This is a genomic window from Burkholderia ambifaria AMMD, from assembly GCF_000203915.1.
In the GTDB taxonomy this organism is placed as follows: domain Bacteria; phylum Pseudomonadota; class Gammaproteobacteria; order Burkholderiales; family Burkholderiaceae; genus Burkholderia; species Burkholderia ambifaria.
Window position 1 is genome coordinate 1,325,475 of record NC_008391.1, and the last position, 15,413, is coordinate 1,340,887.

Here is a 15,413-nt window from a genome sequence, read left to right on the forward strand (position 1 = left end):
CGCGCGCCGCCCGGACGCCCCGATGCCCATTCATCGTCATGGGCCGCCGTCATCGGCTTCGCCCGACGGCCGCCCCCGTCACCCGCTGGTCGCGCGGGTCGCGCGCGCCGCGCTGTTCGCGGCGCTGCTCGTCGTATGCGCGGCGGTTGCCGCCCCGCCCCCCGCCGGCTCGTCCGCCGCACCTGCCGCCGCGGCCCCGGTCATCGTGATTCCGGTCAACGGCGCGATCGGGCCGGCCAGCGCCGACTTCATCGTCCGCTCGCTCGAGCGCGCGGCGCACGACCACGCGCCGCTCGCGATCCTGCAGCTCGATACGCCCGGCGGGCTCGACACGTCGATGCGGCAGATCATCAAGGCGATCCTCGGCTCGCCGGTGCCGGTCGCCGCGTTCGTCGCGCCCGGCGGAGCACGGGCCGCGAGCGCGGGCACCTATATCGTTTACGCGAGCCACGTCGCCGCGATGGCGCCCGGCACCAATCTCGGCGCGGCCTCGCCGGTGCAGTTCGGGATCGGCGGCGGCGCGCCGGGTACACCCGGTACGCCGGGCACGCCCCGGCCGTCGCCGGCCGGGACATCGGGCGCTGGCGGCGCCTCCGGCGCCTCGTCCACGCCCGTCGCGCTGCCGAACGACACGCAGTCGACCGAGATCCGCAAGGCGACCCAAGACGCCGCCGCGTACATCCGCGGCCTCGCGCAGCTGCGCGGACGCAATGCCGAATGGGCCGAGCGCGCGGTGCGCGAAGCCGTGAGCCTGTCGGCGAACGAGGCGCGCGCGCAGCATGTCGTCGACCTGATCGCGCAGGATCCGGCCGACCTCGCGCGCCAGCTCGACGGCCGCACCGTGACGACCAGCGCCGGCACGCTGCACCTCGCGACCGCGCATGCGCCGCTCGTCGTGCTCGCGCCCGACTGGCGCAGCCGCTTCCTGTCGATCATCGCCGATCCGAACGTCGCGCTGATCCTGCTCACGATCGGCATCTACGGGCTGTTCTTCGAATTCGCGAACCCCGGCTTCGTGCTGCCGGGCCTCGCCGGCACCATCTGCCTGCTGATCGGGCTGTTCGCGATGCAATTGCTGCCGGTCAGCTATGCGGGCCTGGGGCTCGTGCTGCTCGGTCTCGGCTGCCTCGTCGCCGAGGCGTTCCTGCCGACTTTCGGCGTGCTCGGTTTCGGCGGGATCGTGGCGTTTACGATCGGCGCGCTGATGCTGATCGACACCGACGTGCCCGGCTACGGGATTCCGTGGCCCGTGATCGCGAGCCTGGCGCTCGGCGGCGCGCTGTTCGTCGCCGTCGTATCGAGCGTCGCGCTGCGCGCGCGGCGGCGCCCGGTCGTGACGGGCGCCGAGGCGATGCTCGGCAGCATCGGCGAAGTGCTCGACGACGGCCTGCACCCGGATCAACCGATGGCCGCCAGCGGCGTCGCGCCGTCGGCCGCCGGCTGGGCGCGCGTGCACGGCGAGCGCTGGCGGGTCGCGAGCAGCGTGCCGCTCGCCGCCGGCTGCCGCGTGCGCGTGACCGGCCGCCAGGGGCTGACGCTGACCGTCACGCCGCTCTACGACGTGCCCGGGCAGGCACAACCCCAAGGAGAACCTTCATGATCGGTTACACGTTCGGCTTCAGCAGCGTCCTGATCGTCTTCGTCGTGGTGCTCGTCGCGTCGTCGATCCGCATCTTCCGCGAGTACGAGCGTGGCGTCGTGTTCATGCTCGGCCGGTTCTGGAAAGTGAAGGGGCCGGGGCTCGTGCTGATCATCCCGATCGTCCAGCAGGTCGTGCGGATCGACCTGCGCACCGTCGTGTTCGACGTGCCGCCGCAGGACGTGATCACGCGCGACAACGTGTCGGTGAAGGTCAATGCGGTCGTGTATTTCCGCGTGGTCGATCCGGAGAAGGCCGTGATCCAGGTCGCGCACTTCTTCGACGCGACCAGCCAGCTCTCGCAGACGACGCTGCGTTCGGTGCTCGGCAAGCACGAGCTAGACGCACTGCTCGCCGAGCGCGAGCAGCTGAACGCCGACATCCAGAAGACGCTCGACGCGCAGACCGATGCGTGGGGGATCAAGGTATCGACGGTCGAGATCAAGCACGTCGACCTGAACGAGACGATGGTGCGCGCGATCGCGCGGCAGGCCGAGGCCGAGCGCGAGCGGCGCGCGAAGGTGATTCACGCGGAAGGCGAACTGCAGGCGTCGGAGAAGCTGCTGCAGGCCGCGCAGCGGCTCGCGCTGCAGCCGCAGGCGATGCAGCTGCGCTACCTGCAGACACTGACCACGATCGCGGCCGACAAGAATTCGACGATCGTGTTTCCGCTGCCGATCGATCTGCTCGGGTCGCTGCTGGAGCGGCTGGGGGTGAAGCGGGAGCCTTGAGATGCGCGTGTGCCGGCTCGCACGAGGCCGCGGCCGATGCGGATGGACGCGGGGCCGCGGCGGCCCGGCCCGCGTCAGGCCAGCAGCTTGCGCTCGGTCTTGCCGTACTTGATCGACTTCTCGTCCGGGATCATCAGGCCCGTGTGCTCGTCGCGGCCCTGCAGCAGGAAGCGCGCGTCCGGGTGGCCGATCTGTTCGGCCGCGAGTTTGCTGTCCGCCCCGATCTCGCCCTTCTTCATCCGGTTGACGATCACGCCGGCTGCGGTGTCCTTGAAATCGCGCAGCATCCACGCGTCGCCGTCGCTGTCGCCGAACACCAGCAGCGGACCGTAACCCTTCTTCGACGCGAGAACGTTGCGGATGCCCACCGTCTTGCCGGGCCCCCAGTTGAAATGCCAGCCGGCCGGATAGGTGCTCGTGTACCTGCCGTCCTGCATGTCGAGACGCAGGCCGATCACGTTCTCGGGCGCCACGCCGTAGCCATAGTTCGGATTGCCGGCGAACACGCGCACGACGTCGTCGAGCGACGCGGTGCTCACGTACACGTCGATGCCGTTCGCACGCAGCGTATGCATCACCGCGCGGATTTCCTCGTGAATGCGGATGCCGTGGAAATGGGTATCGGCCACCACGTCGGCCTTGCCCGGCAGCGCCTTCGGGCTTTCGTAGCGAACCTTGCGCAGCGCGTCGCCGATACCGTAGTTGTTCGACGCTTCCGCCATCGCCTGCAGCTCGGCGGTCGTCATGTTCTTGTAGAAGTAGATGATCCACTTGTAGCCGACTTCGAGCGGATGCGTGTCGCAGATCGCGTCGTACATGAAGTACAGCTTCGCGCGAAAATCCTTGAACTGGTCGGTCTCGCGAATCTCGTCGAGGCTCTTGTCGCCGCCGAAGCCCTTGTAGTTCGCATGGAGCCAGCGGTAGTCGGACTCGACGTCGGCGGCGAGGTCCTCCATCGTCACCGGCTTGCCATCGATGGTCGTGTAGTCCTTCATGAACGCGCCCTTCGGCACGTCCTTCCACATCACGCCGACGAACTCGTCCGGCGTCAGCTTGTACTGCAGATGGTTGATCTGGTACATCAGCAACGCCTCTTCGCAGTCGTTCATGATGCACGTGTTGTCCCAGTCGAACACCGCATACGGGCGGCGCTTTCCATCGTAGCGCGCGCTCGCGACGCCGTGCTGGTCGAGCACCGCCTGCAGGCGCGCGGCATTGAACGGCGACCAGCGGCCCGGGTCCAGCGTGTCCGGCGCGATTGCGCTCTTCGCGCCGGCGATGCCGGCCTTGAGCATGAGCGGCGTCGCGGCGGTCGCCGCGGCAAGGGTGTTCATGAACCGGCGGCGTTGCATGGTCTCTCTCTCCGTTGAAATGCCGAATCGGCTTCGGTCGCTGCCCCGCGCGACGCGCGGCACACCGGCCCGGCGAAGCCGCAAAGGCTTCGAATAGGGGCGGATGATGTGACGAAATTATTTCGGCAATTTGACAGCGTCGCGCCGCGACACGACGGAGAGTTGATCCGGCGCGACATGCCGGGCCCGCGCCGGAACCTCGCGTGGTGCTCCCGGCCGGCTCCCCGCTCGGGACGCGTGCGCAGCAGCGGGCCAGCCGGCCCGACCGCCGGAACCTAGAACTTCTCCTCCATTTCGGCTCTTCATTAGGAAAAGCCCTCATCTCGGGGGGCTGGCACACGCCGTCGAACCGGCTATGATCGTTACATCAATCAATGGCACATTAAATGCTGACTGAATAATTCGCCCAAGTTCACCGGCGGATGCGTTCCGGATCAGCGCCCAGCCTTGCACAGGACTCGCGTCGCGCCGACACGCAAACGCGGGCCGACACATGGAGACGCATCATGACCGCTGACCACCCGCTGCCGGAAGTCCACCTCGACGAGCTGCCGCAATTCCGCGCGGTCCAGCAGCTTGCCTACCGCTGCGTCGAGACCGTCGGCGCGATGCTCTATCCCGGCATCACCGAGAAGGAAGCCGCACGCCTGCTGACCGAATGGCTGCAGGACCACGGCGTGCACGACTGGCTGCACAAGCCGTTCGCGTGGTTCGGCGAGCGCACCGCGTTCGAGGGCTTCTCCGGCCTCAAGCACATGGGCGGCTTCAACCTCGCGTTCTTCCCGAGCCACCGCCAGCTCGAGACCGACATGCCGGTGATCCTCGATGTCGCGCCCGTGCTCGACGGGGTCGTCGCGGACGTCGGCTACGCGCACTGCCTCGGCCGCAACCCGATCCTCGACCAGCTGCAGGACGACCTGATGGACCATCGCGACATGATCGTGCGGCTCGTGAAGGCGCGCCGTCCGATGGCCGAGGTCGCGCAGGCGGTCGACGCGCTGTGCCGCCGCCAGGGCGTCGAGCCGCGCCACAAGGCCTATCCGTTCAAGGTGCTCGCGCATCGCGTCGCGAAGATCCACAAGCCGTCGACACCGCGCTTCGTCGCGCGCTTCGGGCTGAACGCGACGCGCAACCTGCTGCTCGACCAGGGCCGCGCGGCAAAGCAGCAGGGCTGGTCGCCGCTGTGGTCGATCGACCGCCGCTCCGAACATGCGCCCGTGCCGGGCCTATGGGCCGTCGAGCCGCATCTCGGCTTCGCCGGCGTCGGCGCGAAATTCGAGGAGCTGCTGGTGATCACCGACGACGACGCGTACTGGCTCGACGACGACCTGCCGCACGTGCGCCGCAGGCAGCGCCGCCAGGCCGAACGCACGCAGGCGGTCGCGGCCGTGCCGGCCGCTGCATGACGCGTCCGAGTCGCGCCTTCCTCCCGAATTCCCTAAGCCCCGAATCCCTGAACGACGGACTCACGATGCAGCCTCTTTCCGACGAAGCGCCGCTGGCCCTGTTCGAATTACTTCACAGCGAGACGGCCGTCGCCTCCGGCGACCTGACGCTCGCGGTCAGGACCTGGGGCGACCCGGCCCGCTCGCCGGTCGTGCTCGTGCACGGCTACCCCGACGACAGCAGCGTCTGGCAGCACGTCGCGCCGCTGCTCGCGCGCAAGCACTACGTGATCGCCTACGATGTGCGCGGCGCGGGCCTGTCCGGCGTGCCGAAGCGCACGGCCGACTACCACCTCGCGAAGCTGACCGACGACTTCATCGCGGTGATCGACACGCTCTGCCCCGGCCGCGCGGTGCACCTGATCGCGCACGACTGGGGCGCGATCCAGGGCTGGGAATTCGTCACGGATCCGCGGCTCGCCGGCCGCATCGCGTCATACACGTCGTGCTCGGGGCCGTGCCTCGACCACGTCGGCTTCTGGCTGCGCGAACGCGTGCTGCGGCCGACGCCCGCGTCGTTGGCCAAGCTGGGCGGCCAGCTCGTGCGCTCGTGGTACGTGGTCTTATTCCACCTGCCGTTCATCCCCGAGCTGAGCTGGCGGCTGTGGCTCGGCCGCGCATGGCCGCGCCTGCTGCGCCGGATCGAGAAGACGCCGGCTGCCCCGCGCGCGACGCAGGCCGACGACGGCGCGCACGGCGTGCGCCTCTATCGCGCGAACTTCATCCGCTGCCTGTTCGCGCCGCGCGAGCGCTACGCGCACGCTCCCGTGCAGACGATCGTGCCGCTCGGCGACAAGTACGTGAGCCCAGCGCTGTCGGAGAACCTGTCGCGCTGGGTGCCGCAGTACTACCGCCGCGAAGTCGCGGCCGGCCACTGGCTGCCGCTCGCCGATCCCGCGCGCTTCGCGGGCCTCGCCGAGCAGCTGATCGACGCGGTCGAATCGGGCGACGAGCCGCCCGCGCTCGCGAACGCCCGCCGGCGCGCCACCAGCGGCCGCTTCAGCGGCAAGGTCGTGGTCGTCACCGGCGCGGGGAGCGGCATCGGCCGCTGTGCGGCGCTCGCGTTCGCCCGCGAAGGCGCGACCGTCGTCGCGTGCGATATCGAGCTCGCGAGCGCCGAGCGCACCGCGCTGCTGCTCGGGCTGATCGGCGCGCAGACACACGCGAAATGCGTGGACGTCGGATCCGCCGACGAGATGGAAGCGCTCGCGACGTGGGTCGGCAGCGAACTCGGCGGCGCGGACGTCGTGATCAACAACGCGGGCATCGGCATGGCCGGCGGCATTCTGGACACGACCGCCCACCACTGGGAGCGCATCCTGCACGTGAACCTGTGGGGCGTGATCCACGGCTCGCGACTGTTCGCCCAGCAGATGGCGGCGCGCGGCACCGGCGGCCACATCGTCAACACCGCGTCGGCCGCCGCGTTCGGGCCGTCGCGCGACCTGCCCGCATACGCGACGACGAAAGCCGCCGTGCTGATGCTCAGCGAATGCATGCGTGCGGAACTCGCGGAGAAAGGCATCGGCGTGACGGCCGTGTGCCCGGGCTTCGCGGAAACCGGAATCATGGCGTCGACGCAATACGCGGGCGCCAACGCTCAGGACGAGGCGCGGCTGCGCAAACGCGCGACGAAGCTGTACCAGATGCGCGGCCTGAAGCCCGAGACCGTCGCGCAGGCGATGGTCGATGGCGTGCTGCGCAACCGGCCGGTCGTGGCAGTAGGCGCCGAGGCGCATGCGCTGCGCATCGTGGGCCGCTTCATGCCGTGGCTCGGCCGGATGCTCGCCCGCATCGGCATGGCATCGCATTGACGGCGCAGGCCACCGCAGAGGAACGGAGACACAGATGACCGCTACCGCCGACTATCACAAGATCAAGGCCCGGCACGTGAAGTTCGACTTCAGCGACACGCCGATCACGTGGGTGCCGAACGACCCGTGCAGCACGCACATCATCAACACGCTGAACCTGCTGTTCCCGGAAGGCGAGCTGTGGTTCTGCCGCGTATACAACAAGGCGCTGCCGCACATCACCGATGCACGCCTGCGCGACGAAGCCGAAGGCTTCCTGCGTCAGGAAGCCGTGCATTCGCGCTCGCACGGCGGCGTGCTCAAGCATTACTACGACCGGCACGGGATCGACACGAAGCCGTTCACGCGGAAGCTGAACTGGCTGTTCACGCGCGTGCTCGGCGAAGCGCCGCTCGGACTGAAGATCGGCCACACGCGCTTCTGGCTGCGGCAACAACTCGCGGTGATCGCGTCGCTCGAACATTTCTTCGGCTATCTCGGCAACTGGGTACTCAATGCGCACGGGCTCGACGAAGGCGGCGCCGACCCGACGATGGTCGACCTGCTGCGCTGGCACGGCGCGGAGGAAGTCGAGCACCGCACCGTCGCGTTCGACATCTACAACCACGTGGGCGGCAACTACCCGGAGCGGTGCCTGCACATGGCGTTCGTGATCGTGCTGCTGCTCTACTTCATCACGAGCGGCGCAAGATTCATGTACCGGCGCGACCCGGCCGCCGGCCGCTATCCGGGTTTCGTGCTGTCGTGGTGGAAGGGTTCGCGGCGCGGCCACCTGCCGTCGTTCTGGAAAGTGATCGGCGCGGCGCTGCGCTATTTCAAGCCGGGCTATACGCCGCACCATGAAGGTTCGACCGAGCAGGCGCTCGCGTATCTGGCCCGCTCGCCCGCCGCGCAGGCGGCCGCGCACGGCGGCAACTGGGGCACGACGAAGGGCGCGTGAACGGATGCCCGCGCGAGGTCGGCGGCGGCTTTGTCACGGCCTCGGCGGGCGGCGCCCGCCGAAGTGCGTACAATCGCGGCTTCATTTCCCGGAGGTGCCGCGATGGCCATGAAGAAAACCGATCTAGAAAAGAACAAGGCGCTCAAGCTGACGCAAGCGATGAAGCAGTCGAACGCCGCGCGCTTCGGCAAGGGCGCCGAGGAAGCGCCGAAGCTCGATCGCCGCGCGCAGCGCAAGCTCGACCAGGAACAGGGCCTCGTGCCGTTCGCGTGCAAGCTCAACGCCGATCTCGTCGAACAGCTGAAGGCACGCGCCGCCACGCACCCGGAAGGGATGACGGGCCTGCTGTCCGAACTGCTCGTGAACGGCCTCGCCCAGCGCGACGCGTGATCGCCAAGTATCTCGAAAATAGTCGTTGACAACGCAGGACGACATCGACAAACTCGTTCGCATGCCTACGTTCAAGCACATCGCCATCGCGAATCATTGCTCGATGAACATTCGAAAGAATGGATCACGGGAGGCGCTTGTGCGTTAGCATCCGAGCAGTACCGCATGTCACACAAGGCCTCACCGGAAACGGATGAGGCCTTTTTGTTCTGGTGCGCGTCATCCGTCCGGCTCAACGAATGGAGCAGACGATGGACCAGGCAAGCCCGTTGTTCGACCGTCCCGACCGTCCCGATACGCGCCGCAGTGGCGCGATCACGTTACCGACCGTCGTGATCCGTTTCGCGGTCGCGCCGCGCACGACCCTGACCTGGCGCGCGCCGAGCGATGCGGAAATCCGTGCGCACGGCGCGCCGCTGTGGATCACGCGGCCGCCGAGCGTCGACGATTACTGGGTGCAGCCCGGCGACGTGCTGCGCATCGCGCGCGGCGATCGCATCTGGCTCGGCACCGATGACGACCGGGCGGCCGAAGCGTCGATCACGACGGCGTACGTGCGGCGCGGCGAACGGCTCAGACGCACGCTCGCGCAAGTGCAACGTTTGCTCGTCGGACGATGGCGAAGAAGGGATTGACGATGCGTGCTGACGCGCGCAACGAGGCACCGGAGTGCGCGAAATTACCGCATCCGGAAACGGACGCACCGGCGGCGCACCGCGTCGCCGGTGCGCATCGAATCACGCGGCACGCCCATGCATGCCGCGCGCGATCGCGCGCCGTGCGCAACAACCGTCACCTGCATTGCATGCATCAGGTTCAGGTGCTGGCGGCGAGACGCGGGCCCGTGCCACGGGGAGCGGAATCAAGATCGGGGCGTTGCGCGGCATGCGAGGTCACCCACGGGTCGATGCCTTGTTTTTGCACCTCCTCGAGAAATGACACGCGTGCACGCCAGTAATCCGCCTGTAATTTCGCATCGATGACGCGCTGTTCGGCTGTGAACAGTTCCATGCGCGCCGTCACGAGCATCGACGCAGCGGTTTTTTCCGGCGTGGGGGCGTGCCGCATCGCCCAACGGCTGATCCAGTTCAACATGCTGACCTCCGTGAATACGGACGAACCCGCATCGGGCAATCGCAATCGGTCGCGCCTGCCCGAATGCGCGGCGACCGTCACCACACTTCACCGCCTGGCCTGCACGGACTGCGACTCCCCCGCGTCGGCAATAACCGGCCGGCGTGTGTGCGCGGTGTATCTATCCTAGAAAGACTTGCCGGTTTACGCGATGACCTCTTGCAATCTTTTACACAGAAACCACAGTCGCGCCGGCATCGAGAAATGACAGTTGCGGACGGGACGGCTTCGGAGCAGGATAGCCCGATATCTGCACCCGCCCGGACCGACGAACGGCCGCCGCACGCCGCTGCGCACCCGCGCCGGCCACGCGCTCGCGTTCGCTCATGCGTTGCGCCGGCCCCGCGTTCGTCCAGCATGCGGGCGCTCCATGGCAGTCGCATGTCATCGTGCGGCGTCCGCGCGTGCTTCATGCCGTTGCGCCCGCATCGGCCGACGCGACCCGCCCGCCATCGAATCGTTTCCATCCGTTCTACCTGCCCACTCCGTCCAAACCGGTAAAATGCGCGCCTTCCTCGCGCGGCCGGCCTGTCCGACCGTTCGTGCGAACGCAGCCGATCGTGCCCCGCAACTATATCGTCCGAGCTATCCGCGCTATTACAATCCGCCGATAGCGCGGCAATAGTGGCTGGTTACAGTACGCCGGCCGCGCGCTGCCGTTACAACAATTCGGCACAAACAACAAGCAACACGACAATCCGATCGGAGAAACGCCTTCATGGAATCCATCAAGCGGTATTTCGGCTTCGCTGAAGCCGGCACCGACTTCCGCACCGAAATACTCGCGGGCGTCACCACGTTCCTGACGATGGCTTACATCATCTTCGTCAACCCGGCGATCCTCGGCGACGCCGGCATGCCGAAGGAATCCGTGTTCGTCGCGACCTGCCTCGTCGCGGCGCTGGCGTCGCTCATCATGGGGCTGTACGCGAACTACCCGATCGCCTGCGCGCCGGGCATGGGCCTGAACGCGTATTTCGCGTACACGGTCGTCAAGGGGATGGGTTTCACGTGGCAGGCCGCGCTCGGCGCGGTGTTCATCTCCGGCTGCCTGTTCCTGCTCGTCACGCTGTTCCGCGTGCGCGAAGCGATCGTCAACGGCATTCCGAAATCGCTGCGCATCTCGATCACCGCCGGCATCGGGCTGTTCCTCGGCATCATCTCGCTGAAGACCTCCGGCGTGATCGTCGGCAGCCCGGCCACGCTCGTCACGCTCGGCGACCTGCACAAGCACGACACGATCCTCGCGATCATCGGCTTCTTCACGATCGTCACGCTCGACCATCTGCGCGTGCGCGGCGCGATCCTGATCGGCATCATCGGCGTGACGATCCTGTCGTTCTTCTTCGGCGGCAACCAGTTCCACGGCGTGTTCTCCGCGCCGCCGTCGATCGACGCGACGCTGTTCAAGCTCGACATCGGCGCCGCCCTGTCGACCGGCATCATCAACGTGATCCTTGTGTTCTTCCTCGTCGAGCTGTTCGACGCGACCGGCACGCTGATGGGCGTCGCGAACCGCGCGGGCCTGCTCGTCGAAGGCAAGATGAACCGCCTGAACAAGGCGCTGCTCGCCGACAGCACCGCGATCGTCGCGGGCTCGGTGCTCGGCACGTCGTCGACCACCGCGTATATCGAAAGCGCGTCGGGCGTGCAGGCCGGCGGCCGCACGGGTGTGACGGCGATCACCGTCGCGGTGCTGTTCCTCGCGTGCCTGTTCATCGCGCCGCTCGCCGGCGTCGTGCCGGCCTACGCGACCGCGCCCGCGCTGCTGTACGTGTCGTGCCTGATGCTGCGCGAGATGGTCGACGTGCCGTGGGACGATGCGACCGAAGCCGTGCCGGCCGCGCTGACCGCGCTGCTGATGCCGTTCACGTACTCGATCGCGAACGGCGTCGCGTTCGGCTTCATCTCGTATGGCGGCCTGAAGCTGCTGACGGGCCAGGCCCGCACGGTCAAGCCGGTCGTGTGGATCATCGCGGCCGTGTTCCTGTTCCGCTTCTTCTATCTCGGCAGCGAGTGACGCACGCGCATCGGTGCGATGCGCGATGAAACCACGCCACCTTCGGGTGGCGTTTTTGTTGGGGTACGCGCATCACGCGTCCGCCTGCCGCAGTACCCAGTGCGCGAAGGTCTGCAGCGGACCGTCGCCCAGCTCCAGCGCGTCGGGCAACACGAGACAGAAGCGCTTGACCACGCCCCGACCGTCGGGCCAGGGCGCCGCGAGCAATCCTTGCGCGATCTCGGCGTCGACATAGAGCCGCGGCACCAGCGCGACGCCGAGCCCGGCCAGCGCCGCCGCGATCAGCATCGAGTACAGATCGTAGCGCGCACCGGCGGCCGGATTGTTCACCGGCAACCCCGTCTCCTGCACGTACGCCGACCATGCATCCGGCGTCTGGCGCTTGTGCAGGCGCGGCAGCGTGCCCAGCAACGCGTCCGGATGCCCGCCCGCGAGCAGCGACGGATGGCAGACCGGCACCAGCACCTCCTCGCACAACCGGTACGTATGCATGCCGGCCCATGCCGGATGCTCGAAATGAATCGCCGCATCGAATCCGCTGCCGGCCAGTACGAACGGCTCGGCGCGATCGGCGAAATGCACGGTGATGTTCGGATGCCGCGTCTGGAAATCCTTGAGCCGTGGAATCAGCCAGCGCGTCGCAAACGTCGGCGTCACGGCGATATCCACGCTGCCGCCGTCGCCGGGCTGCCCCATCAAGTACTGACTGTCGCGCTCGAGCCGATCCAGCACTTCGCGAACCTGCGCCGCGTAGCGCGCGCCGTTCGGCGCGACCCGAACGCGGTTGCCGACCCGCTCGAACAGCGACACGCCCAGGAACATCTCCAGCCGGCCGATCTGCCGGCTGATCGCGCCTTCGGTCAGCGCCAACTCGTCGGCCGCACGCGCGAAGCTCCCATGCCGCGCCGCGGCCTCGAATGCCATCAATGCCGAATTGCTTGGAATCCTGCGTCGCGTCACGATTGCTCCCGGTTCGACCCGCGTCGGTCATAGCTTGATCAAATGTCATTGAACGGTGATGAATCATCGTTTTTCGCCCATTCATTGACTAATTATCATGACAAAAACTCAACCAGTCGAGCGGCGACCCATCCCGAAGGCCGCTTTGCTACCCGTGGAGGTGTGATGATCTATGCCGTTGAATGCAGCATCGCCGAGCCGGCAGTCGAAGCCGAGTGGAACGACTTTTACAGCCGCGTCAAACTGCCGGCGCTGATTTCCGTACCCGGCTTTCGCACGTCGCAACGCTTTCGTGCGCTCGGTGGCGACGGCCCGGTCTACCTTGCGCTGCATACGATCGACGGCGCCGACGTGCTGACCTCGGCCGATTACCGCGACAAAGGCGGCGGCAATTTCGCGCGCTGGCAGCCGCACATCGTCGAGTGGCGCCGCAACGTGTACGACAGCGCCGCATCGGCGCCGGCCGTCTCCGGCAATCGATGGCTGGCCGTTTGCGACAACGCTGCGCCGTTCGCACAAGCGGGAATCGCTGCCACGGCCCTGCGTGCAGTCGCGCTGGACTGCCTGCCGGCCGCTCGCTGGCTGGCCGTGCTGGATCAGGATCAGGCGCGGCTCGCGTCCGGCACCGCGATCCGGCTTTATGCACCGATGGGCGATCGGCTCGTCAGCGCGCCGGCGTCGGCAACGGCACACTGACGGGAGTCCTGCCATGCCCAGCGTCACGATTTTCATCCCCGAGGCGAACATGCCGGCGAACGCGGCGCTCGACGGACTGTCGTCGGCCTGCGAGACACTCTGCACCGACGTGCTGAGCGCCGCGCCCGGCACGATTCACGTCGCCTTTGTGCCGATCCGGCACGGCCGCGGACATCCGGTCAGCGCGGAGATTCGCTTTCGCATCGCATCGTTTCGCACCACTGAATTGATGGATCGGTTCATGGCCGAACTGGATCGCGAAATTCTCCGCCACACCGGATGCGTCGCACGCATCCGCTGCTTCGGCTACGACACCGCCCACCTTCACGCGCGACATTGACCCATGAGCACACTCATTCCCCGCCTGTCATTTCCGCGTCGTCAGGTCGGCGATTTCTCGGTGACCGCGATCAGCGACGGCACGCTGACGGCCGGCCTCGACCTGCTGTCGAACATCGACGTGGACGATGCGACCGGCATCATGCATCGCGCCGGCATCCTCGCGCCGTCGGACGTCAACATCAACTGCTACGTGATACGCGGAAACGGCCGCACCGTGCTCGTCGACACCGGTGCCGGCGGCATCCGCAACTGGGGCGGCCGGTTGCGTCCGTCACTGGCGCACGCCGGTATCGATGCACGCGACATCGACACGATCCTGCTCACGCACGCGCATCCCGACCACATCGGCGGTCTGCTCGACGCGGACGGACAGCCGGCCTTTGCACAAGCGGCGGTGCTCATTCATGAACGGGAATGCGCGTTCTGGCTGGACGACGACGCGTACGAGCGGGCAAGTGAACGCGCACGCGTCAATTTCCAGATCGCACGACGGACCTTCGACGCTTACCGCGCGCAACTCCGGACGATCGACGCAGGCGACGTACTGCCCGGCATCGTCGCGGTGCCGCTACCGGGGCACACGCCCGGCCACACCGGCTATCGCGTTGAATCGCGCGGCGAGCGCCTGCTGATCTGGGGCGATCTCGTGCATTTCGCGCCGATCCAGGTCGCCCGCCCCGACGTGTCGATCGCGTTCGACCAGGATCCGTCGCAGGCATCCGCGACGCGCGCGGCCACGCTCGCCGAAGTTGCTTCGGACAACGTGTTGATCGCGGGCATGCACCTCACCGACTCGGGCTTCGCACGCATCGCGCGCGCGAATGGTGCAACCGACGGCGCGTGTGCGCTCATCGGGGCGGATTGACGGAAACGGCACGCAGGCACGCCATCGCGCCGCACGATGTTGGCATCGTGCCATCCGGCCTAAGCGGGGCTGCAGACCAGCATGCGCCGATACGACACGGGCGCCGGTGTTCGGCGCCCGCTCCGTCGCTGCCCGATCGTCCGGTTCAGCGCCAGTTCGCCTCGTAGAAGCGCACGTAGCCGCTGCGCAGCGTCAGGCATTGCGCGCGCGTTTCGGACAGCAGCCGCCGCGCGGCCGCCTCGATACGCTCGCGATGCTGATCGTACGCACCGACCATGTCCTCGAAGCGCGGCGACGCCGCACCGAAATGGTCCTCCAGCGCCTCGGCGGTGATCTGACATTGGACGCGCTCGCCATTGACCAACGCCGTGAATCCAAGCATCAGGTCGCGCCCCGAATATTCGGGCTTCTCATTCGTGAAATGAATTTGCATGGGAGCCGCCTATCGGCCGGTAGAAAGCAAATGACCGCGTCCGTCGTCCGCTACCGGCCGGACGAAAAATGTACGCGGGCTCGCCGGCGGAGGCACCATCCACGGAGGGTATGGCGCGGACAATGCATGCCGGTTGCATTCCACTTTAGACGGTTTCGCGCAGGAGGCAACATTTACGACACGCGTCGTTTCGACGCGCATTTCCTCTGACCAGCGCGACATCCGACACCGTTTTCCGAACAGCGTCAGTGAGGGTCGGTCGGCCAGATATTCAGCGAGATCGCGGCGGTCGTGGCGCCTACCGCAATGGCGGCGGCCCCGTATTGCACCGCGTCGGCCAAGTCGAACAGCAGACCGTGGATCGCCACGGCAATGCCGCCCAGCATGATGAAGGTGGCGATGGCCGCCAGCACGACTCTCAGTTCCGTTCGAACCATGGTGCGTCTCCCGAACGGATGCATGTCACGTCGCATGCGTGTTGCGATGCGGAACACGGCGCGTGCGTGCTCCGCTTTCATCATTGCAGGCGGGTGCTTAAAAGCAAGGGGTTTTTATACTCAGTCGCACAACGCGCGCCGCGCTTGTATGATGAGGCGATATCGATGGCGGCGGCCCCGGTGACGGATGGTGCGGTGCAAGGCGGCGAGGTGGT

16 protein-coding genes are annotated in these 15,413 nt (G+C 67.2%); 11 read left to right on the plus strand and 5 right to left on the minus strand.

The window, feature by feature from the left end:
• Nucleotides 1–22 precede the first annotated feature (22 nt).
• Together BAMB_RS21960 and BAMB_RS21965 are read left to right on the plus strand one after the other, a co-directional pair.
• Complete coding sequence (locus tag BAMB_RS21960) at nt 23–1,600, plus strand: NfeD family protein (protein ID WP_011659368.1); 1,578 nt, start codon at nt 23–25, stop codon at nt 1,598–1,600.
• A complete protein-coding gene (locus tag BAMB_RS21965; protein WP_011659369.1) occupies nt 1,597–2,370 on the plus strand; it encodes a slipin family protein in 774 nt (257 codons plus the stop codon). The genes BAMB_RS21960 and BAMB_RS21965 overlap by 4 nt, the downstream gene beginning before the upstream one ends.
• A 74-nt stretch (nt 2,371–2,444) precedes the next feature.
• Here BAMB_RS21965 and BAMB_RS21970 read toward each other — a convergent pair whose 3' ends face one another.
• Nucleotides 2,445–3,722, minus strand: coding sequence for an HAD family hydrolase (locus tag BAMB_RS21970; RefSeq protein WP_011659370.1), 1,278 nt, complete (start codon nt 3,720–3,722; stop codon nt 2,445–2,447).
• Nucleotides 3,723–4,228: 506 nt separating this feature from the next.
• Here BAMB_RS21970 and BAMB_RS21975 point away from each other — a divergent pair.
• The 5 genes from BAMB_RS21975 to BAMB_RS21995 all read left to right on the plus strand — a co-directional run bounded on the left by BAMB_RS21975 (nt 4,229) and on the right by BAMB_RS21995 (nt 8,946).
• Nucleotides 4,229–5,128, plus strand: coding sequence for a M24 family metallopeptidase (locus tag BAMB_RS21975; RefSeq protein WP_041491513.1), 900 nt, complete (start codon nt 4,229–4,231; stop codon nt 5,126–5,128).
• Nucleotides 5,129–5,193: 65 nt separating this feature from the next.
• Entirely contained in the window at nt 5,194–6,981 is a 1,788-nt protein-coding gene (locus BAMB_RS21980; RefSeq protein ID WP_041491514.1) for an SDR family oxidoreductase, read from the plus strand.
• A gap of 34 nt (nt 6,982–7,015) precedes the next feature.
• Complete coding sequence (locus BAMB_RS21985; protein ID WP_011659373.1) at nt 7,016–7,921, plus strand: metal-dependent hydrolase; 906 nt, start codon at nt 7,016–7,018, stop codon at nt 7,919–7,921.
• Nucleotides 7,922–8,023: 102 nt separating this feature from the next.
• The gene (locus tag BAMB_RS21990; protein ID WP_006749455.1) at nt 8,024–8,311 is read left to right on the plus strand and encodes a hypothetical protein; all 288 of its coding nucleotides are present in this window, start codon (nt 8,024–8,026) and stop codon (nt 8,309–8,311) included.
• Between the two features lie 251 nt (nt 8,312–8,562).
• Nucleotides 8,563–8,946 (plus strand): DUF2917 domain-containing protein, encoded by a 384-nt coding sequence (locus BAMB_RS21995; protein WP_011659374.1) that lies wholly within the window; start codon nt 8,563–8,565, stop codon nt 8,944–8,946.
• Nucleotides 8,947–9,127: 181 nt separating this feature from the next.
• Here the strand turns inward: BAMB_RS21995 and BAMB_RS22000 are convergent, their stop codons facing one another.
• Complete coding sequence (locus BAMB_RS22000; protein WP_011659375.1) at nt 9,128–9,406, minus strand: hypothetical protein; 279 nt, start codon at nt 9,404–9,406, stop codon at nt 9,128–9,130.
• 757 nt (nt 9,407–10,163) lie between these two features.
• Between BAMB_RS22000 and BAMB_RS22005 the strand changes: the two genes are divergently transcribed.
• Nucleotides 10,164–11,465, plus strand: a complete 1,302-nt coding sequence (locus BAMB_RS22005) for an NCS2 family permease (protein WP_011659376.1) — start codon at nt 10,164–10,166, stop codon at nt 11,463–11,465.
• A gap of 72 nt (nt 11,466–11,537) precedes the next feature.
• On the opposite strand, the gene BAMB_RS22010 is transcribed toward BAMB_RS22005, so the two are convergent.
• Nucleotides 11,538–12,389 (minus strand): LysR substrate-binding domain-containing protein, encoded by an 852-nt coding sequence (locus tag BAMB_RS22010; protein WP_041491515.1) that lies wholly within the window; start codon nt 12,387–12,389, stop codon nt 11,538–11,540.
• Nucleotides 12,390–12,590: 201 nt separating this feature from the next.
• On the opposite strand from BAMB_RS22010, the gene BAMB_RS22015 reads away from it, so the two are divergent.
• The 3 genes from BAMB_RS22015 to BAMB_RS22025 are packed head-to-tail and all read left to right on the plus strand — an operon-like array spanning nt 12,591 to nt 14,328.
• Nucleotides 12,591–13,121 carry a hypothetical protein gene (locus BAMB_RS22015; RefSeq protein WP_011659378.1) on the plus strand — a complete coding sequence of 177 codons (531 nt, stop codon included), beginning with the start codon at nt 12,591–12,593 and terminating at the stop codon, nt 13,119–13,121.
• A gap of 13 nt (nt 13,122–13,134) precedes the next feature.
• Nucleotides 13,135–13,461 carry a hypothetical protein gene (locus BAMB_RS22020; protein ID WP_011659379.1) on the plus strand — a complete coding sequence of 109 codons (327 nt, stop codon included), beginning with the start codon at nt 13,135–13,137 and terminating at the stop codon, nt 13,459–13,461.
• Between the two features lie 3 nt (nt 13,462–13,464).
• Nucleotides 13,465–14,328, plus strand: coding sequence for an MBL fold metallo-hydrolase (locus BAMB_RS22025; protein WP_011659380.1), 864 nt, complete (start codon nt 13,465–13,467; stop codon nt 14,326–14,328).
• A gap of 145 nt (nt 14,329–14,473) precedes the next feature.
• Here the strand turns inward: BAMB_RS22025 and BAMB_RS22030 are convergent, their stop codons facing one another.
• Nucleotides 14,474–14,761 carry a DUF1488 family protein gene (locus BAMB_RS22030; protein WP_011659381.1) on the minus strand — a complete coding sequence of 96 codons (288 nt, stop codon included), beginning with the start codon at nt 14,759–14,761 and terminating at the stop codon, nt 14,474–14,476.
• Between the two features lie 245 nt (nt 14,762–15,006).
• On the minus strand, nt 15,007–15,198 hold the full coding sequence (locus tag BAMB_RS22035) for a DUF2964 family protein (RefSeq protein ID WP_041491684.1): 192 nt from the start codon (nt 15,196–15,198) through the stop codon (nt 15,007–15,009).
• Nucleotides 15,199–15,413: the final 215 nt, after the last annotated feature.